Here is a 19,868-nt window from a genome sequence, read left to right on the forward strand (position 1 = left end):
GATCTTTCTCCTCGTTCATGCCGCCGACATCCAGGACCGTGATGGGGCGGTTGATGTTCTGGCGGCAATACGCAGGCGCTTTCCCTGGCTGCGCCACATCTTTGCTGATGGCGGCTATGCTGGCAACAAATTGCGATCCGCGCTCGCCTCCATGGGAAAATGGACGGTCGAAATCATCAGGCGGTCCGATACGGCGAAGGGCTTTCAGATCTTGCCTCGCCGCTGGGTGGTTGAACGGACATTCGCCTGGCTGGGACGGTGCAGGCGGCTCGCCAAAGATTGGGAAAAGTCCATTGCTTCCTCAACCGCATGGACATTGATCGCCTCGATCCGCATGCTCACACGACGGACAGCAAGGCATTGTCAAGCTTGGAAAACTTTCGGATCGGGCTCTAACAACAAATGCCAATTTATATCCAAAAATGACAATATCAAAAAAAGGAATAGGGCTGGATATTAAACTATTTATGAAACACGACTAAAAAAATAGGAACCCGTATACATAATAAAGCCACCCGTTCGATCGACCGGGTGGCTTGTTTTATAATGCTGCATGCCGCGCGTCCCGCCGCACCTTACAAACCGCACCACCCCAGAAGCAGGCACATCCCCAGACCCACCACGCCAATCAGGGTCTCGATCACCGACCATGTGCGCAATGTCTGCGGTACCGTAAGCCCCAGCGCATCGCGCACCTGCCAGAATCCCGAATCATTCATCGGCCCGAACATGACCGCCCCCGCTCCCGTCGCCAGCACCAGCAGTTCGGGCGAGGCACCCGCCCCATGCACCATGATCGGCGCCACGATTCCGGCCGTGGTGCTCATGGCGACCGTGGCGGACCCCACCGCCACGCGCATGCCTGCCGCCAGCCCCCATGCCAGGAACAACAGCGGGACATGCATGTCCACCGCAGCGCGGGCAATCGCATCGGAAATGCCGCTATCCATCAGTTCCGCGCCAAAACCGCCACCCGCGCCAATCATCAGCAGCAGGCTGGCCAGTGGACCGAGGCATTCGTTGGAACAGGCCAGGATTTTCTCACGCGTCAGTCCCCGCCGCAGCCCCAGCGTCCAGAACGACAGCAGGGCCGCCAGCGCCAGCCCCACATTGGGGTCCCCCACGAAACGCAGGGCCTCGACCCAGTCCCCCGTGGTCGGCCCCATGAACCGGGTGGCCGACCCCGCCAGCATCAGCACGATGGGGGCGAGGATGGTGAACAGCGTAATGCCAAATCCCGGCAGGTCCGCATGTGCGCGGGGCGCATCGTGCCCATGGTCATGCTCCGCCCCCATCCCGGCATCCGCAGGCAGGCGGGGGACGATAAAGCGGGTATAAAGCGGCCCCGAAATGATCGCGACCGGCACGCTGACCACGGCCCCCATCCAGATTACACGCCCGATATCGGCATGATAGGCAGCAAGGGCGAACATGGTGCCGGGATGGGGTGGCATATATCCCTGCACGACCGACAGGGCGGCCGTCACCGGCAGCGCCACATGCAGGATCGGCCGCCCGGTCTGCCGCGCGATGGAAAAGGCCAGCGGCACAAGGATGACAAAGCCCACGGTAAAGAACACCGACAGCCCGACCAGCAGGCCGATCACCATCATGGCCCAGTCCAGCCGCCGTGGCCCCGCGAGTGCCACCACCGTCATGGCGATGCGGTCAGCCCCGCCTGACACCTCCAGCATCTTGCCCAGCATGGTCCCCAGCGCGATGACCGAGGCAATCTGCCCTAGCACCTGCCCCGCCCCGCCTTCAAACGACGACACGACCCGTGAAGCGGGCATGCCGGCGGCAAACCCCAGCAGCATGGATGCGATCAGCAGGGCCAGGAACGGATTGAGCTTGACCCGTTCAATCAGGAAAACGACAACGCATATGGCCACAACAGCCAGTAACAGGGCCATTCCGACCGACATTGACGCCTATTCCCCCAATTCCATGTTCCGATGCGTGGCCTGTCATGGCATCAGCCAGCGGGTGTGGACATGGTGTTTACTATATCAGGACCGGACAGGAAGACCTGATGCAGGTCAGTCAGCGACTGTTTCAAAACAGACCGTTGATAAAAGATACAGGTTTCCGGGTGACCCCTTTTCCAAAAGGCGGCGTTCCCTGAAGCTTTTTGAAAAAAGCTTCACCAAAAACTTTTCTGATTTTCGGGACACGTTCTCATGGCCCAGCGGCGGAATCCATCATCACGTCCTCCGCCTGCCGCAGCACGCGGGACAGGACATCCATCATGTCCTGTACCCTGTCGGCGGGAATGCCATCCAGCACGCGCGCTTCCATGTCAGCGCAGATCCGGTGCAGGGTCGCGCATTTGCGCCGGCCGCGCGCGGTCAGCACAAGGCTCTTGGCGCGCCTGTCCTCCTGATCGGGATGGCGTTCGACCAGCCCTTCTTCCTCCAGCAGGTCCAGCACGCGCACCAGCGCCGAACTGTCGGTATTCATGGCATGGGCCAGCGTGCGCTGGCTGACGCGGTCGGGCAGCATCATGAGGTACGCCAGCGGGCGCATCATCGCCATGCTCATGCCTTCGGGACGTAGCGCACGGTCCAGACCCAGCCGCCACGTATTGGCCAGCCGCATGGTCAGGAACGTCATCCTCATGTCCTGAAAACCCGCGCCCTCGATATCTGGCAATGGTGAACGGTCAGCCATGCGCATCCCCTGCTGGTGTCAGACCCCGCCGAAGTCTTCTGCGTGCCCGATAGCATGCCCGCCCGGTCCGATCATGACCCATTTATGCGATGGCTGCCCGGCGGCACCGATATGCAGGACAGATATAATTGACATGGCATTAATTGTCATACAATAAATTGCGCTCCATACCCTTTAACTTCCTGCGGCATGCGTTATCAGATGCCCAAAACGCCGCAGCCGGGAGTCGGCACCCACATGTTTTCCAGCCTTACGCGCCATTTTTCCGACGACGCCCAATGGGCTACGCTGCGCACCACGGCGGCGTTCAGCGGGCGTGCCCTGCTGTCGGTTGCCATTGCGCTCTTCCTGGCGTTCAGCTTCCAGCTCCAGTCCCCCATGAGTTCGGTCACAACGGTCATGATCGTGGCCAACCCGACAGTGGGCGCGCTGGTATCCAAAAGCGTATGGCGCGTGATCGGGACCATTATCGGCGCGTCCATCAGCGTGGGGCTTATGGCGGTGTTCGTGCAGTCCCCGGTACTGTATTTCATGGGGCTGTCATTCACGGTGGGACTGGCGTGCATGGCGGCGACTTTCCTGCGGCTGTTCCGCGCCTATGCCGCCGTGCTGACGGGTTATACCATCGTCATCATCTCCGCCCCCGCGTTTGATGACCCGGATGGCATTTTCCTCAGCGCCATGTCGCGGCTTTCCGCCGTGGTGGTGGGGATCGTGACAACGGCGGCGGTGTTCATGGTGACCTCGCCGCGCCGCTCGGACACCCTGTTCGTGCAGATCCACGCCCTGTTCCGCGATACGATCGGCTATATCCAGGCGTTTCACCAGGGCTATACCAACGTGCCCGCGCAGGACCCCGACGCGCTGCCGGGCAGCACGTTCCGCTCCCTGCCGACCAATTTTCACGACAGCCGGGCGGCCATGCTGGCGCGGATCGGGCGGCTGTCGGATGCGGTGGAATACGCGGCCACCGACAATTACGACATAAGCGTGCGCGAACGTGAAATCCGCGCGGGGCTTGCGCGCCTGTCGGGTATCGTTGCGTCTTACCATCCCCACACCATCACCGCCGCCGATACCGAGCAGGACCGTGCGGTGCATGCCGAAATCGTGTCCATGCTGCAGTTCCTCATGGACCGGACGACGGGCCGGACGCTGGAATCCAGCTGGATGGAGGGCTGCGCGCGCATACGCCATACCCGCGACCTCATGATCGCGCAGGCGCGCGGGACGCATTCCCCGCAGTCGCTGCTTTTCCTTGATGACATACAGGACCTGCTGGGCCAGATCGAAACCGCGTTGCAGGATCTGTCGCGCCGGGGCAGCGCGGGCCGCAGGCTGCGGCTGCAGCCCTATCTGGAATGGCCGACGGCGCTGCGCAACGGCGCGCGCGGCATGCTGATCACCATGTCGGCGTGCCTGATCTGGTACGTGCTGCACTGGACGGCGGCCCCGACCATGATGCTGTACGTGGTGGCGGCGGCCAGCCTGCTATCCACCCTGCCCTCCGCATCCCGCGCGGCCGGGCTCATGGCGGCGGGCACGGCGCTGGGGGTTCCGGCGGGACTGTTATGCCATACCTACCTGCTGCCGCAGGTAGATGGCTACCCGCTGCTGTGGCTTTCGCTGTGCATCATGCTGCTGCCGGGCATATGGTTGCAGTTCCATCCGAAATTCGGGGTTGGCGGGTTTGGTTACGGCGTGTTTTCGACCGTAATGCTGCAGGTCAACAACCCGATCCATTATTACAACGACATAAGCCTGCTCAACGGCTGGATGGCGCTGCTCATGGGGTGCATCATGCTGGTGCTGTCGTTCCGGGTGATCCTGCCGCCCAACCACAGGCTGGATGCCGCCCGCCTTGTCACGTCGCTGACGCGCAGCCTGCGCAGGCTGGCGCTGTCGGGACGCAGGCAGGGCAAGGAATGGCTGGTATGGGAAAACCTGCAACTGCAGAAGGTGCTGCGTCTGGCGATGCGGCTGTCCTTCTTCGCCCGGCCCGCCATGATCCATGAATACATCGATGCGGCGCTGGCCACGCTGTCACTGGGGCGACTGGTGGAGCGGATCCGCATGATTGCCGCAAGTCCCGAGATAACCGGGGCGCAGCAGGTCGCCATTTACGATGCGCTCGATACCTTCGCCGAACTGGCGCACAACCCGCTGCTGACGGCGGCGGGCCTGCGTCGGGCGGCGGACATGCTGTGCCCGCCCGACGCGATCACGCTACGCCCCCCCGCGCAGGTCGAGGCCATGGCGTGTCTGGAGCAGGCGGCGCGGATCATCCAGGACATTCCCGGCTTCCTTGACCAGCGCGGCCCGCTGCAATGGGCGGAAGACTATCCCGCCGCCCACCGTCCGCCGCTTGCGGCCGTCAGGACGGAATCCGGCTGAGCACCGAGAACGACACCGCATCCATGACCGTCGTGTCCACTTCATCACCCGGCTTCAGGGTCTTGAGGAAGTCCTGCATCGGCTTCTGGCGCACCAGCACGACGCGGGTAATGTCATCGGGATCGACAAACACGACCTGATTGCGCGTGGTGTCCACGCCCGTCACCTTCACGCGTTCACGCTTGAAGGACACCATCATGCCATGCGGGTGCGGGCCGGTGCGCGTGCCTGCGGCGCTTTCGGTCGATTCCGGCATGGGCGCGCCCGGCGGCGCGATGACGGCGTCAATGGTGCGCACGATGCGCAGGCCGATCTTGTCACCGGCATGCAGGACCGGCAGCTTGGCGCGCACGTCAGGGTCAACGCGCACGGTATCCAGGTTGCCCGCCTTGTCACGCAGCAGCACCATGCCCGCTTCGTGGTCCACGCTTTCGACGATTGCAGTCGCCGTCTGGTTGCCCACGATAACCGGGGCGGCCTGCGCCATGGCGGATTGTGACGCGCCACACAGACTGGCGGCGCCTGCCGTTATGGTAATGGCCAGTGCCGCCGCGACGCGACGGGGTGCAAACAGCTTCACGTTCATATTTCTTGTTCTTTCCTCAATCTCTTGACGGGTATGGACCCCTGCCGGTTGGACCTGCGCCCAGGCCGACTTCATCATATTCCATAACGTCTAAATGCAGTCATGTATCCAAAGATGTATGGCGGTCAGGCATAGTCCGGAACGCCGGGCATGACCACAAAGCCCGGCAGGCCACGCATCCGTCGCGCCCATCGCCGCAGGGCGGGACAGGTGTCGCGTTCCACCCCAAGGTCCACCGTCAGCGCGAACACGACGAACAGCACCACATCGGCAATACTGGCGGCGGGGGCTGCGAACCAGTCATGCCCCTCCATCGCGCGCGCACTCATGTGGTCTTCCATCCGGCGCAGGGCGGCCACCAGCGCGCCCATGGGCGGCAGGACCGGCAGCGTGGTGCCAAAGGCGGCATCGCGTGCCGCCGCCATCGTATCGAGCGCCGTCGTCCCGAAATCCAGCCAGTCGAGGATCGCCCATTCATGCGCCGGATCCAGCCATGCCCGCGCAACCTCCGGCTGGCGGGCGATGAACTGCATGATGACGCCAGGGCGTGACAGGCGCACACTGCCCGCCACCAGCACCGGTGGCCGCTCCCCCGCCCGCAGTCCCGCGGGGCGCTGGCCCACGGGCAGGTCCGTGTCCACCGCCCGTATCTCATACGTCATGCCCATGAGCGACAGGCCAAGACGTACGGCATAGCAGCGCACATCCGGCGTCCAGTCATACAGGACCAGTCTGGCGGTCATGCCATTTCTCCCGCGATCAGTCCGTTCATGACGGGGGCGATGCCAGCGCCACTTTCCACCGCGTCACGCAGTTGTTCGGCCCAGCGTGACAGCGCGGGGTACGACGGGCCATCCGCATCCGCCACCCGCACCACATGCAGCATGGCCTGCCCCGCCACCGGTTCATGCACCGCCAGGCCGACCGGCCCGTGCCACGCAATCCCCGCATCGGGCGCGATGCCGGCCGCATGGCGCAAAGGCCCCACGGATGCCTTGACGTGGAGGGTGCGCACCGGCAGCACGTTGTCCGGCCCGGTTCCCCCGGCGGGAAAATCCTCCGCCCCGTCCATGCTGACCCATGCAAGGCCCGCATGTTCGCGCACGCCATAGGCATGTACATGGATCGAGGCAGGCACGCGCACCTGCGGGTGAGCCGGGATCAGCCTGCACCGCGCGCCGCCGCCAAACTGCCAGCCGTGGTACAGGCACCCCAGCGCATCATCGCGCACGAAGCCGAAACTCAGCCGCATGCCCCGATGGGGGCAGCGGTCTTCCCACGCATGCAGCGTTGGGGTGGGTGCGTCCTCACGCCACAACACGACTTCGCGGCCACCAATCCGCACGCCCGCGACCTCGCCACGGCGTATATCGGACAGGACGCTGACCGGCTGCCATCTTTTCATACGTTCCCCGCTTCCTTCCATCAGGCCCTGAGGATTGCACACCGCGGGGCGTATCGGACACAACAGCGTGTATTCTTTCACGCAACACCATGGCGTGCCACCATGATGGCAGCTAACATTACGCCACCGTCACGGCAATCCGCATACAGCGCGATGGCATACCGCAAACAGGAACCGGGCAATGACACAGATCACCGCCGATGAAACCATCCTGTCCGACTGGCATGTGATCAGTCCCCTGTCACACCTGCGCACCACACCCACCGATACCATGCTGCTGGACCGGCACATAACCTTCGGTCTTGATGCGCGGGACAATCCCTTCGCCTGCGACGTGGCGGACAGGCGCGCCCTGCCGGTCCGTGCCCGCCACGGCTGCCTGTGGACCTGCCTGGGCACGCCAGCGGGTGACATTCCCGCCATTGACGAAGCCCTGGAACCCGACCGCAGGCTGCTTGATTGCGGGGTGTTCACGGTGCGGACATCGGCCCCGCGCATTGTCGAGAATTTCCTCGACATGGCGCATTTCCCCTTTGTCCACACCAACATACTTGGTGCCGAACCGAACACCGAAGTCGCGCGCTACACCATTGAACTGCGTGATGGCGGCAAGGAGGTCTGGGCCACGGACTGCCATTTCTTCCAGCCGCAGGCTGCCCTGTCCGCCACCGACGGGCTGGATACGGAATACCTGTACCGCGTGGCGGGGCCGTTCGTGACGCTGCTGTACAAGACCTGTCCCGCGCAGCCCGGACGCTTTGACGTCATTGCCCTGTTCGTGCAGCCGATGACGCAGGAATGTTCCCGCGCGCATCCGGTCATGTTCCTGATCGATGATGTCTCGCCCCAGGCCAACCTTATCGAATTCCAGCAGACCATCTTCCTGCAGGATCGTATCATTCTGGAAAACCAGCGTCCGCGCCGGCTGCCGCTTTCGGCCGGGGCGGAAATCCCCACCGTGGCGGACCGCATGTCGGTCGCCTACCGCCGGTGGCTGCGCGACCGCGGGGTCAGCTACGGCACGACGGCCTGAACACCTGCGCCTGACGCATTACCCCCTTCCGCCGGGTGGGGCTGCCCGCGCGGGACACATGGTGTAAGCGTCACGCATCACCAGACAGAGACAAGTCAGGATAACCACCCATGACCGACCAGACCCAGCCCGACGCCTTTGAACAGGGCAAGGCCGCCGCCACCAGGGGCGAGCCCCTGATCGAAAACCCGTTTGACGAGACCCTGCCCGCCTATGAACAGTGGAACAAGGGATGGTGGGCCGTGCGCGAAAACGATGGCGACTTCGACCCCTTTGCCGAAAAATAAGCCTTAGGGCCACGATGGTGTGAGGTCATTGAAACGTGAGTGTTCCCCCCATTGTAGAGGGACCGCGCCACGTGGAATGAATGGCGCTGACGGTTTTGCTGAAATGAAAACGGCGACTGTCCTCAGGGAAAGGCGGCATCGGCAACGGTGCCGCCTTTTTCCATTCAGGCGATCATGACCGCGCCGACATGCTGCCCGGTGCGCTGGGCTGCGTCTGGGCGGCCATCCGTCCCCCCATCCGCGCACAGACCCTGAAGGCCAGCAGCGCGCCAGCCGATGTCACGAAAACCGGGATCCACATGTCATGCCCCAGATGCGTGAACTCGATCCCCAGCGCCACCGCCGTCAGCGGCATGGACATGAACGTGCCAAGGAAGGCGATCCCGCCCAGCAGCGCCACGCTGCCCGCATCCACCACAGGCAGCACCATGTTCCACGCCCCCGCCAGAACGGTGGACAGCAGCGCCCCCATGGTCAGGCTGGGTGTCAGCAGGCCACCCGCCGCGCCCGCGCGCAATGCCCCCATGATCACCACGACCTTGAGCACAAGCAGGATTGCCGCCAGTTCCATGCCCAGCCGGGCTGACAGCGCCAGTTGCATCGGCCCGCGCCCGTTACCCGGCAGCTGCGGGTAAAAACAGGTCAGCACCCCCAGCAGGGGAAACACCACCAGGCACCAGCCGATGCGTGAGACACCCTTCGCCGCGCGGTTCTGCACGATACCCATCAGCCGCCTGGCCACATGCGCGCCAGTACCGATGACCGGACCGGCGCATATCGCCCACAGCACCACGGGTGCGGTGACCGCCATCGGCCCGGTTTCATACTGGTGTACATTGCCCAGCACCGCCCACGGCACGAATGCCCCGATAGCCGACGCCGCCACCGCGCACAGGACGGCCCGCTGCCCGACGGTGCCCAGCAGTACTTCGAGGATGAACAGCGCACCGCCCAGCGGCACATTATAGACGGCCGACAGCCCCGCTCCCGCACCGCAGGCGATGAGGATGCGCCGGTCATCCGCCACAAGATCCAGCATGCGGCCCGTGCCGGTGGCCAGCACGGCACCCAGTTCACGCGGCGCCACCTCACGCCCCAGCGGCGAGCCAAGGGCCACGGTCACGATCTGCAGCAGCAGATGGATGAGGGTGGATAGCGGCGGCATCGGCCTGCCCGGACCCGTCTTGCCAACAGCAGCGGCAATGCTGACCAGGGGCCGGCCAAAACGCCCCAGCGCCCACCAGCCCACGCCGGCCACGACACCCGCAATGGACAGGGCCACAATACGCCGCCAGCGCGGAGCGTTGCTGACGCCCTGCAGGAAGTTATGCGGCCCATCCGCCTGCCCGTAGCCATAGGCAACATGCTGGATCATGTGCAGCAGCAGCGACAGCACCGTACCCCCCAGCCCGGACAGGATACCCGTGCAGACAACCGCCATGGCCATGACCGGCCAAGGCGAGGAAGCGGCAGGTGGAACGGAAGGGGAAGCGGATGTGGTCATGATTGCATGGGGTATGCCGGATCAGGGGCCGGATGCAAGACAGGTTTCAGACGCGGTGGGACAGGCCGGATAGGTCACAGGCTCCCATGCTGCTCCCGGCGCGATCCAGCGTCGATGCGGTCATGCAACGCGAAAGCATCCGCGCCCGTGGAAAACGGGGCCTGATCCGCCATGACAGGCACGGGAAGGGGCTGGCGCACAGGATTGGCCGAAGGCAGGAACGCAACCGCCGACATGGGGATGTCTTGTGGCGCACGCTGTCCCGGCTGCGTTACGAATGCTAAGGACACGTAACATTACAAAAGCGGAAAAAGGCCGTTACCCCATGCGCCGGACATGCCCAAAAACCGCACGGACGGAAAGATCCGGCATGAAGTGGAAAAGCGCCTTTCATTACAAAAACATTTCGATAATGACGCTGACCCTTAACGCAGGTCGAAAACGGGGAACATGCCGCGTCCGTAATGGCAACACACAGGCACTGCACAATCGGGTCCAAAGGCGGTAGCAAGTTCATATTGCTTCCGTATATGGTTACCTGTACGGAACAGAGACAGCGAAAAGATGTTTCAGGGGCAAGGCAGGAAGGGAACGAAATGAAATTCGTTATTGCCGTCATCAAGCCGTTCAAGCTCGATGAGGTGCGTGAGGGGTTGCATTCCATCGGGGTGGATGCCCTGACCGCAACCGAGGTCAAGGGTTATGGCCGCCAGAAAGGCCAGACCGAAATCTATCGCGGCGCCGAATACAACATCCAGTTCCTGCCCAAGATCAAGCTGGAGATCGCGGTGGCGGACGCACAGTGCGACAAGGTGGTGGACGTGATCCAGAGCGCCTCGTGCACCGGCAAGATCGGCGATGGCAAGATCTTTGTCCTCGACCTTGAACAGGCAATGCGTATCAGGACACAGGAAACCGGAGAAAACGCGCTGTGATCACAAAGATTGGCAAGAGCGCCCGCCCGTTCGGGGCAGCGGCCGTAACTGTCGCGCTGTCCATGGGCAGCCTGCCCGCCATGGCGGCCGACGCGGCCCCCGCCGCGATCGATACGGGTGATACGGCATGGATGCTGATCAGCACGGGCCTTGTGCTGATGATGACCATTCCCGGCCTTGCCCTGTTCTATGCCGGGATGGTGCGCAAGAAGAATGTGCTGGCGACCCTCATGCAGTCGTTCAGCATCTGCTGCATCATGACGGTCGTGTGGATGGTGCTGGGCTACAGCCTGACCTTCACGTCGGGCAACGCGTTCATCGGCGGGCTGTCGCGCGTGATGCTCAACGGTCTTGGCGCGGGGATCTCCAAGGGGTCCGACGTGGCCTTCACCATGGCCGCCGGCACGCCCGCCGCGACCACCATGACCATTCCCGAAAGCGTGTGGATGACGTTCCAGATGACGTTCGCCATCATCACGCCCGCGCTGATTACCGGCGCGTTTGCCGAACGCATGAAGTTCAGCGCGCTGTGTGTCTTCACCATCCTGTGGTCGCTGATCGTGTACGTGCCCGTAGCCCACTGGGTCTGGGGACCGGATGGATGGGTCGCCAGCAAGATCGGCGCGATCGACTTCGCCGGTGGTACCGTCGTGCATATCAATGCCGGTATCGCGGGTCTTGTCGCGGCCCTGGTGATCGGGCGGCGCAAGGGGTACGGGGAAGAAGATCTGTCCCCCTACAACCTGACCTACGCCATCATTGGCGCGTCCCTGCTGTGGGTGGGCTGGTTCGGGTTCAATGCCGGGTCCGCCGTGGGGGCGAACGGGCGCGCGGGCATGGCCATGGCCACCACCCAGATCGCGGCGGCTGCCGCTGGCGTGTCATGGATGTGCGCCGAATGGATGAAGACCGGCAAGCCGACCGTGCTGGGCATCATTTCCGGCGCCGTGGGCGGGCTTGTGGCCATTACGCCCGCAGCCGGCTTCGTGCTGCCGGGCGGCGCGCTGATGATCGGCCTGGCTGCCGGCCTGATCTGCTTCTGGGGGGCGACGGGCCTCAAGCACATGATGGGCTATGACGACAGCCTTGACGCCTTTGGCGTGCATGGCATTGGCGGCATCGTGGGCGCGCTGCTGACCGGCGTGTTCGCCTATGGCCCGCTTTCGGCCACCGACGCCAGCCCCGAAGGGGTCAGCGGATCGTTTTCGCAGTTCGTGGCGCAGGCGGAATCCGTTGGCGTCACCATCGTATGGTGCGCGGTGCTGACCTTCATCATTCTCAAGCTGATCGACCTGACCATTGGCCTGCGCGTCACGCGTGATGAGGAAATGGAAGGGCTGGACATGAGCCTGCATGGCGAGCGGATCAATTCCTGATCCCCTCCGCCTGTTCCTGCATCCCTGAAACTGAGGGCGGCCCCGACGGGTCGCCCTTTTTTCATGCGTAATAATCCATTGATAAAAAATAAAAGTTTCTGGGTGCCGCCTTTTTTCAAAAAGGCGGTGTTCTTTGAAGCTTTTTGAAAAAAGCTTCACCAAAAACTTCTTTCAATCCACTACATCGCACCGCATTGCGCAGCGCGACCCGGGGGGAAAGCCCGCCTGCGCTTCCTCCCGCAACACGGCGGCAAGACGCGCGTCCGGCATGTCGGACGGCAGCATGTAAAAGCCTGATTTTTCATAAAACGGGGCATTCCACGCAATCGTGCGGAAGGTCGTCAGCGTAAGCCCGGACAGACCAGACGCACGGGCATCGTCATACGCCGCTGATAACAGCCGTCGCCCCAGTCCCCTGCCCTGCCGGTCATGGGCCACCGACATTTCAAGGATATGCAGGTCCTGCCCGCAGCGTTGCGCGCTGAGGAAGCCCACGACCCGCCCCTGTTCATCAACCGCGACCCAGCAGGTGCGCGTGGCGATGCAGGCCCGGTGCGCGTCAACAGACATGACCCCGTCATCCGCCACCCAAGCCAGTTCGGGCACGCTGCGGAAAGCCTGCCCGGCCGAACGTTCAATGGCGGGAAGGAAGCGGGCGTCATCATCGACCGCCTTACGGATGGAAAAAGACATAAAGGTCATCCCGGTTGTGTAACGGGATGACCCTAGCACATCCGTCAGAACGACTGCGAAATACCAGTCAGAATGGTCCGGCGCAGCCCGTATTGCGGCGCGCCCACGCCCACGCCCGTGCCGCTGCGCAGCATGTACGGGTGATCGAACAGGTTGGTGACATCCAGCCGCAACTGCGTGGTGCGCAGGAAGCGGGAGTGGAACAGGTCACGGAAGGACTGTACGACCGACATATTGAACGTCGCGTATTGCGGGATGACCCCGCCATTGGGCACATCCGAATCCTGCCGCAGGCCACTGCCATACACCATGGTGGCCGAAATGCGCGTGGGGTGTCCGCTGCGATAGAAAAAGGTGTAGGAGCCCCCGGCCGAAGCCGTCCAGCGCTGGTCATGATCCAGGTGGATCCAGTGCTGGCTGATATATTTCAGGTCATCGGCGTCAAAGTTGAACTGCGCGCTGGTAATGTCCTTGCCGATCGCCCGCGACCACGCGAAATTGCCGTACAGTGACAGCGGCCCATGATCATAGGACGTGGAAAATTCATACCCGTTGACCTGGCCACGCCGGTAATTGAACCCGGACAGGATGATGGGCGCGCCGAACTGCCCTTCATCAATCAGGTTATGGGCCAGCTTGTAATAGGCATCGAACGACACGCGCCAGCCCGGCAGGATGACCTGCTCGATGCCCGCATCGAAATAATGGTCACGCTCGGCCTTGACCGTATCGCTGCGGCTGACATCGGTCGCAGCCGAGGTATTGGCGAACTGCCGCAGGTCGGTGCCGCCCACGACCTCGAACGGCGGCGGGGTGAAATAGCGTGAATAGCCCGCATGCAGCGCCGCCCCCTTCCACGCACGCCAGACCACGTTGATGCGCGGGCTGAGCTGGTGTTCGTCGGTATATTCCCCTACGCCGTCAAAGCGCAGGCCGTAATTGACCGTCAGGTTGCGCAGTGGCTGCCATTCGTCCTGCACATACAGGCCGTATATGTCGCCCGTGCGGCCATTGCCCGTGTGGATATTGACCTGCTGGTTCGCGTCATTGAACACCGTGGCATCGGCCTTGGTGATGTTCCGTTCGCCAAAGACCTGAAAGCCGAAGCGGATGGTGTGGTCGGGACGCACGCGCCATGTCACGTCACTCTGGGTGCCGGTGGACATGACCGAACGTTCGGCGTGCTGGCTTATGCCCATATACGCAAGGTCGCCCATATTGGGATCGGGGCTGTAGCCCAGGCTGCTGTAGCGCGAGAAAACCGATGTCTGCAGGCTGAACGCGCCAATCGTCTTCTGCAGCGACAGGATGCCGAAATCGGTGATTTCCTTCTGGCGTTCATTCAGGTTGCTGCTGCCCGGGGCCTGGGGCAGCAGGCTGCTGTAATTATCACCAAACATGGGCTGGCCGCCGATATTGGGCAGCTGGTACTCGGCGTTGGACACACCGGCGATCAGGCTTATGCGGGTGTTCTCATCCACTGTGTACCGCACGTGGCCCAGGAAATGGTACTGGTTGCTCAGGTCATGCGGCGCGTTGAAGGACGGGGTCGTGTTCTCGATCCCGACGCGGTCATGCACGTAATCGGCGGTGAAGAAGTAATCCCACTTGCCATGCTGTCCCCCATATTGGGCGGAGGGAAAGAAGTAGTCCCGCGCCCCGCCGTAAATGGATACGTTGCCACCCTTGTTGGTGGACCCGTTCTTGGTGTTGATGTCCACTACCGCCGCCTGCAGGAAGCCGTACTGCACCGGCAGCGCACCGGTCGAAAGCGACAGGTTGTCGGCAAAGCGCGTCATCAGCGTCTGACCGAACACGTTCAGGCCTTCGGGCAACTGCACGCCGTCAAGGCGGAACTGCACCTCGTTATGGTCACCGCGGACATGGATCTGCCCATAACTGTCCTGCGCCACACCGGGGGCCTGCAGCAGCACGCTGTTCATCCCGGCATTATCGCCACCGGGAATGGTTTCCAGGGCCTTGCGGCTGAAGGCATGCACCGTGGCCCCGGTGGATGGCTGCAACTGGATGCGCGCCCGGTCCAGCCGGGCGGTAACCGTCATGGCATCCGGGGCGGATGAGCGGCGCGTGATGTCCCCGTCCGTCACCGGCGTGATGGCCGTGCCGGTCGTGGTGGTGGGCGTGCCTGTCGCCGTCGTGGTCTGCGCCACGAGGGAGGAAACCGGCGTAAACGCGGTCATGGCCGCCAGCATGGCGGGGGACAACGGGCGGCGGGAGAACCATAAGCGGATCATGTCAGGGTGGGCTCGCATCCAGTCAGGAGATTTCGGATGCCTCCGTCGTATATTGGTACAATATAACATAACAGACTAAAAAAGCAGGCATCCTCGCGACACAGCCGGAATGTTGTTTTTATGCAACAGAAGCATACCCGCCCTGACTTACGCACAGGGCGACGCATGCCACGGACCATTCCGTCAGCGCGTTGATGCGAAAATATGCTGGGAAAACCCGGTCAGGGCGCAGGACAGGCGAAAGACTGTTTCACAAGCCCGTCCGTAAAATATTCCAAAACTGAAAGAAGTTTTTGGCGAAGCTTTTTTCGAAAAGCTTCAGAAGACACACCGTTTTTATGAAAAAAGGCAACACCCGAAAACTTTTATGACGTCGGGCCGGTACCGGATCCCGGGCGTTCCATCACGACCGGCGGCTGGCGCGGGGCGTCATGCAGATAGGCATTGAGGAACGTCCGCACGGCGGAACGGGCGATGAATTCGATATGCGCCTCATCCGTATTGACCGGCAGTTGCAGCCGTGCGCGCGCCACGATCCGGGTCTGGCACAGGCCATAGAACTGTTCCGCCGCGAAAACCGGGTCGGGAATGTTCAGCACGCCCGCGTCATTATGCTGCATGAGCCACGCGGACAGGATGCCAATGGCCTTCTCCGGTCCATGCTTCCAGAAGGTTTCGGCAAGGTCGGGGAAGTTGCCCGCCTCCGAAATGATGATGCGGTTGAGCATGAGCGACAGCGGCGATGTCAGCAGCCGGATCATGGCCACGGCAAGGTGTTCGAGCGATTCCGTAAGGTTGGCCCCTTCGTCAATCCGGCTGAACAGAATGGGCATCTTCTCGCACGCGCACTGTTCCACGAAGGCGGAAAACAGCGTGGCCTTGCTTTCGAAATAATTATACAGCGTTCCCTTGGACACCCCCGCATCGCGGGCGATGCCCGACATGCTGGCCCCTTCGTATCCCTGCCGGGCAAAGACACGCGCGGCACCGGCCAGGATCTGCTGGCGCTTGGCCGTGGACGCACCGGACAGCGGGCAGCTTTCGGCCTGTGTCTGGTCCCGATGGTCTGGCGTGGTACCCATGGAAATCACCCTGCTCCCGTTATCGGTGCGTACTTTCGATTGACCCCGTGAGGAAAGCCGATAGGCTAGGGGACTGACCGAACTGATCGGTCAATTCATGGCATGGCCGCAAAACCATGCCAAGGGCATACAGGTTTATATCAACTGTTTTCAGGGACAACAGGGGGCCGCGTTGGTGGGTAGGGGATTTTCATGGCGCACGGCGGTGGTTGGGTTGTCGGTCATGACCGCCGGGTGCGCGGTTGGCCCGAACTTCCACAAGCCAACCCCGTGGACGCCCAAGGAATACGGTGGCCCGAAGCGTATCGCCACAACCGGCAAGGATGGCACGCCCGCGCAGGTCGCAAGCCAGACCACGTCGGATGACCCCGATACCGCGTGGTGGACCATCTTCAACGATCCCGAACTGACAAAGCTGGAACAGCGCGTCGCCACCGACAACCTTGATGTCCGCCGCTATGCCTACCGCATGGCGCAGAGCCGCGCGGAACTGCGTATCGCAGGCGCCGAACGCTATCCCGCCATGTCCGCCACGGGGTCATACGCCCGCCAGCAGTACAGCACCAAGATGCTGCAACGGATTGTAACGGATGTGGAAAGCGACCCGCAACTGAGCAACAACCCCGTATTTTCCCAGTACGCGCCACCACCCGGACAGGCCAGGATCCCGCTGTTCAACCAGTGGCGCGACAGCATCGACGCCACATGGGAAGTGGACCTGTGGGGCCGCGTGCGCCGCCAGTACGAAGCCGCCGCCGCCCAGACGCAGGCCACGAACGAAGCCCGTCGCGGCATGCTGATTTCACGCCAGGCCGAAGTCGCGCGCGATTACATGGACCTGCGCAACACGCAGGAACAGCTGCGTATCGTCATGGAAAACCGCGACGTGGCCAAATCCATGCTGGACCTGAACCAGCAGCGCTACGCCAAGGGACTGGCCAGCGACATGGAAGTGGAACAGGCCCGCGTGCAGTACCAGAACACGCTGGCGCAACTGCCCCAGCTTGAGCAGCAGCTGGTGGCCCAGGTCAACGCGCTCAGCCTGCTTATGGGCGAGCCGCCGCGCGCATTGTCCGACGAACTGCTGACCGCTTCCGCCATTCCGCCCGTCCCGCCGCGCGTGCCGGTGGGCGTGCCGTCCGAACTGGCGCGCCGCCGCCCCGACATCCGCCGCGCCGAAGCCAACCTGCACGCCGCAACCGCGCAGGTGGGCGAGGCCGTGGCCGAATTCTATCCGCGCGTAACGATCAATGCCGGGTTCGGGTTTGAATCCCTGTCCTTCCGCGACCTTGGTTTCTGGAACGCCAAGGCATGGAATGTCGGCCCGTCCATCACCCTGCCCATCTTCCAGGGCGGGCGCCTGCGCGGACAGCTGGAATTGCGCAAGGCGGCGCAGAAGGAAGCCGCCATCAGCTACCAGCAGACCGTGCTGGGCGCATGGCATGACATTGACAACGCGCTGACCGCCTATACCGATGAACAGGTCCGCCACGACAACCTGACGCAGCGCATGGAAGCCAGCCACCATGCCCTGCAACTGGCGCAGGACCAGTACCGCCACGGGATGGTCACCTACCTGAATGTTCTGGACAGCCAGCGCCAGTATCTGGGCGCGCAATCCGACCTGACCACCAGTACGGCCACCATATCGGGCAATCTTGTCCGTCTTTACAACGCACTGGGTGGCGGCTGGGAAACCACGTACCCCGAACCCGCCCCCCGCACGAAGCAGGCGAAGGCAACCCAGCCCCCCGCCACGACCACCACGCCCGCAGCCACCTCCACGCCCGCTCCATCGCACCAACCGGCCTGAATCCGGCGTTAAAGGCTTGGCGCGCGCGCGCCTTGCTAGTATAAGCCGCCCCGTTCCCGACTGGATTGGCACAGGCCGCCACACGGAACCACGGCGCAGGGACCTGTCATCATGATTACATTGCCCCCCGATTACCGCCCTTCGGATGATGAGGAATTCATGAATCCGCAGCAGGTGGAATATTTCCGCCTCAAACTGCTGAAGTGGCGCGCGGACCTCCTAAAGGAAGCGGACGAGACGCTTGCCAGCCTGTCCGAAGGCGGCATTCACGAAGCGGACATCACCGACCGCGCCAGTGTCGAGACGGACCGTGCGCTGGAACTGCGCACGCGCGACCGGGCGCGCAAGCTGATTTCCAAGATCAACCAGGCGTTGCTGCGCATTGAGGCCGGCACCTATGGCTATTGCGAGGAAACGGGCGAACCCATCGGCCTGAAGCGGCTGGAAGCCCGCCCCATCGCGACCCTTTCGATCGAGGCACAGGAACGCCACGAACGCATGGAACGCATCCACCGCGACGACTGACGCCCCCTGCCATCCGGCTGGATGACCCCAATTTGCCAGAATACGACAAAAGGGGGTTGCCAGCCGATGCAGGAAAAGTTAGGAAGCTCGCATACAGTGCTGCTGTAGCTCAGTGGTAGAGCACTCCCTTGGTAAGGGAGAGGTCGACAGTTCAATCCTGTCCAGCAGCACCATGATTTCCCTACATATTCCGGTCTGCATGTTTCTGGTCCATCTGGACCATGCGCGTGGAAGGCGTGTCATGCATCCGTCCATGCCTGCATGGTCGACCGGACGCATGGGTCCATCCGCCCCTGCGGCCCGACCGGGCTGTCCCTTCCTTGCGGCAATCAGACATTCCTATGCAGGCATGCCGTCCCGCGCCCCTCTCGACCGGATGCATGTGGCCACATATGCTGCCGGGGCGGATGGCATCACTTGTTCTTGTGAAGCACATGGATCCCATATTAAAGCAGTGCCGCAGGCGGGGACGGGAACGGTAGGCACCTCCATGATTGATAACATGCATTTCGGAAACATCGCCATTGTGGGCGATGTGATACTGGACCGTTATATTTCCGGCCGGACTGACCGTATCTCCCCCGAGGCCCCCGTGCCGGTACTGGTGCATGAACACCTTGATACCGTGGCGGGCGGGGCGGCCAATGTGGCGGCAAATGCCGCGGCACTGGGCGCGCGCGTCTCGCTTGTCGGGCTGGTGGGGACGGATGAATACGCAACCCGTCTGGCCCAGACCCTTGCACGGTGGGACCGTATCGATACCAGTGGCCTGATACGCGACGCCCATCGCCAGACCACGACCAAGACACGGGTCATGAGCGGCCGCCAGCAGATCGTGCGCATTGATAACGAGGATACCCATCCACCCGATCCCGCCACACAGGCCGAACTGGTGGACAGGGCCTGTATGGCCATAGACGGGGCCGACATCCTGATCTGCTCGGATTATGGCAAGGGCGTGCTGGATGACGGTATGCTGGAAAAAATCATCACGCGTGCCCGCATGCGGGGCATTCCCGTCATTGTCGATCCCAAGCGCACGTCTTTCGCGGCCTATCGCGGGGCGACGCTGGTCACGCCCAACCGGCAGGAACTGGGCCGGGCCACCGGCCTGCCGGTGCGGACCGATGACCAGATCATTGCCGCAGCACAGGCGGCAGGCGCACAGTTTGGTGGCAGCGTGCTGGTCACCCGTTCGGAAGAAGGCATGACCCTGTGGCAGGATGACGGGACGGTCAGCCATGTGCGCAGCCGGGCGGCCGAGGTCTTTGACGTCTCGGGCGCGGGGGACTGCGTGGTCGCGACCGTCG

18 protein-coding genes, 1 tRNA gene and 1 pseudogene are annotated in these 19,868 nt (G+C 62.8%); 10 read left to right on the forward strand and 10 right to left on the reverse strand.

The features are described from left to right. Positions 1-364 (forward strand): annotated as a pseudogene (locus GEU01_RS22580) (transposase); the annotation flags it as partial. A 211-nt stretch (positions 365-575) separates the two neighbouring features. On the opposite strand, the gene GEU01_RS09980 reads toward GEU01_RS22580, so the two are convergent. Beyond that, a complete protein-coding gene (locus GEU01_RS09980; RefSeq protein WP_026018644.1) occupies positions 576-1,925 on the reverse strand; it encodes a GntT/GntP/DsdX family permease in 1,350 nt (449 codons plus the stop codon). 253 nt (positions 1,926-2,178) lie between these two features. After that, complete coding sequence (locus GEU01_RS09985) at positions 2,179-2,670, reverse strand: MarR family winged helix-turn-helix transcriptional regulator (protein WP_182355925.1); 492 nt, start codon at positions 2,668-2,670, stop codon at positions 2,179-2,181. A gap of 189 nt (positions 2,671-2,859) precedes the next feature. Here GEU01_RS09985 and GEU01_RS09995 point away from each other — a divergent pair, with 189 nt between their 5' ends. After that, positions 2,860-5,064: an FUSC family protein gene (locus GEU01_RS09995; RefSeq protein ID WP_019085973.1), complete on the forward strand. Its 2,205-nt coding sequence runs from the start codon at positions 2,860-2,862 to the stop codon at positions 5,062-5,064. Here GEU01_RS09995 and GEU01_RS10000 read toward each other — a convergent pair. From GEU01_RS10000 to GEU01_RS10010, 3 genes are all read right to left on the reverse strand, one after another. Beyond that, positions 5,045-5,650 carry a hypothetical protein gene (locus GEU01_RS10000; RefSeq protein WP_010508927.1) on the reverse strand — a complete coding sequence of 202 codons (606 nt, stop codon included), beginning with the start codon at positions 5,648-5,650 and terminating at the stop codon, positions 5,045-5,047. The two genes, GEU01_RS09995 and GEU01_RS10000, sit on opposite strands and share 20 nt — an antisense overlap. A gap of 125 nt (positions 5,651-5,775) precedes the next feature. Next, positions 5,776-6,393 (reverse strand): glutathione S-transferase family protein, encoded by a 618-nt coding sequence (locus GEU01_RS10005; protein ID WP_019085974.1) that lies wholly within the window; start codon positions 6,391-6,393, stop codon positions 5,776-5,778. Then, complete coding sequence (locus GEU01_RS10010; protein ID WP_026018646.1) at positions 6,390-7,055, reverse strand: Rieske 2Fe-2S domain-containing protein; 666 nt, start codon at positions 7,053-7,055, stop codon at positions 6,390-6,392. The genes GEU01_RS10005 and GEU01_RS10010 overlap by 4 nt, the downstream gene beginning before the upstream one ends. Before the next feature lie 181 nt (positions 7,056-7,236). Between GEU01_RS10010 and GEU01_RS10015 the strand changes: the two genes are divergently transcribed. Together GEU01_RS10015 and GEU01_RS26250 are read left to right on the forward strand one after the other, a co-directional pair. Continuing rightward, positions 7,237-8,088, forward strand: coding sequence for an aromatic ring-hydroxylating oxygenase subunit alpha (locus GEU01_RS10015; RefSeq protein WP_019085976.1), 852 nt, complete (start codon positions 7,237-7,239; stop codon positions 8,086-8,088). A gap of 110 nt (positions 8,089-8,198) precedes the next feature. Continuing rightward, on the forward strand, positions 8,199-8,375 hold the full coding sequence (locus tag GEU01_RS26250; protein WP_010508918.1) for a hypothetical protein: 177 nt from the start codon (positions 8,199-8,201) through the stop codon (positions 8,373-8,375). Positions 8,376-8,547: 172 nt separating this feature from the next. Here GEU01_RS26250 and GEU01_RS10025 read toward each other — a convergent pair whose 3' ends face one another. Then, positions 8,548-9,822: a chloride channel protein gene (locus GEU01_RS10025; RefSeq protein ID WP_019085977.1), complete on the reverse strand. Its 1,275-nt coding sequence runs from the start codon at positions 9,820-9,822 to the stop codon at positions 8,548-8,550. 131 nt (positions 9,823-9,953) lie between these two features. Then, complete coding sequence (locus GEU01_RS25710) at positions 9,954-10,115, reverse strand: hypothetical protein (RefSeq protein ID WP_232272486.1); 162 nt, start codon at positions 10,113-10,115, stop codon at positions 9,954-9,956. 360 nt (positions 10,116-10,475) lie between these two features. On the opposite strand from GEU01_RS25710, the gene GEU01_RS10040 reads away from it, so the two are divergent. Together GEU01_RS10040 and GEU01_RS10045 are read left to right on the forward strand one after the other, a co-directional pair. Beyond that, positions 10,476-10,814: a P-II family nitrogen regulator gene (locus GEU01_RS10040; protein ID WP_010508912.1), complete on the forward strand. Its 339-nt coding sequence runs from the start codon at positions 10,476-10,478 to the stop codon at positions 10,812-10,814. Continuing rightward, positions 10,811-12,190: an ammonium transporter gene (locus tag GEU01_RS10045; protein ID WP_010508910.1), complete on the forward strand. Its 1,380-nt coding sequence runs from the start codon at positions 10,811-10,813 to the stop codon at positions 12,188-12,190. Before GEU01_RS10040 ends, GEU01_RS10045 begins: the two co-directional genes overlap by 4 nt. Before the next feature lie 171 nt (positions 12,191-12,361). Here GEU01_RS10045 and GEU01_RS10050 read toward each other — a convergent pair whose 3' ends face one another. The 3 genes from GEU01_RS10050 to GEU01_RS10060 form a co-directional block, all read right to left on the reverse strand. After that, on the reverse strand, positions 12,362-12,892 hold the full coding sequence (locus tag GEU01_RS10050) for a GNAT family N-acetyltransferase (protein ID WP_019085980.1): 531 nt from the start codon (positions 12,890-12,892) through the stop codon (positions 12,362-12,364). A 35-nt stretch (positions 12,893-12,927) separates the two neighbouring features. Further along, complete coding sequence (locus GEU01_RS10055; protein ID WP_026018648.1) at positions 12,928-15,138, reverse strand: TonB-dependent receptor; 2,211 nt, start codon at positions 15,136-15,138, stop codon at positions 12,928-12,930. Between the two features lie 365 nt (positions 15,139-15,503). Continuing rightward, positions 15,504-16,220, reverse strand: a complete 717-nt coding sequence (locus tag GEU01_RS10060) for a TetR/AcrR family transcriptional regulator (RefSeq protein ID WP_019085982.1) — start codon at positions 16,218-16,220, stop codon at positions 15,504-15,506. A 97-nt stretch (positions 16,221-16,317) separates the two neighbouring features. Here GEU01_RS10060 and GEU01_RS10065 point away from each other — a divergent pair, with 97 nt between their 5' ends. From GEU01_RS10065 to GEU01_RS27760, 4 genes are all read left to right on the forward strand, one after another. Next, on the forward strand, positions 16,318-18,033 hold the full coding sequence (locus tag GEU01_RS10065; RefSeq protein WP_019085983.1) for an efflux transporter outer membrane subunit: 1,716 nt from the start codon (positions 16,318-16,320) through the stop codon (positions 18,031-18,033). A 111-nt stretch (positions 18,034-18,144) separates the two neighbouring features. Then, on the forward strand, positions 18,145-18,558 hold the full coding sequence (gene dksA, locus GEU01_RS10070; protein WP_010508899.1) for an RNA polymerase-binding protein DksA: 414 nt from the start codon (positions 18,145-18,147) through the stop codon (positions 18,556-18,558). A 98-nt stretch (positions 18,559-18,656) separates the two neighbouring features. Further along, positions 18,657-18,731: transfer RNA gene (locus tag GEU01_RS10075), tRNA-Thr, on the forward strand. A 317-nt stretch (positions 18,732-19,048) separates the two neighbouring features. Beyond that, positions 19,049-19,868, forward strand: an 820-nt coding sequence (locus GEU01_RS27760; RefSeq protein ID WP_456303515.1) for a bifunctional heptose 7-phosphate kinase/heptose 1-phosphate adenyltransferase, incomplete at its 3' end; no start/stop codon positions are given.

Origin of the sequence: Komagataeibacter europaeus LMG 18890 (genome assembly GCF_000285295.1) — a bacterium.
Lineage (GTDB): Bacteria > Pseudomonadota > Alphaproteobacteria > Acetobacterales > Acetobacteraceae > Komagataeibacter > Komagataeibacter europaeus.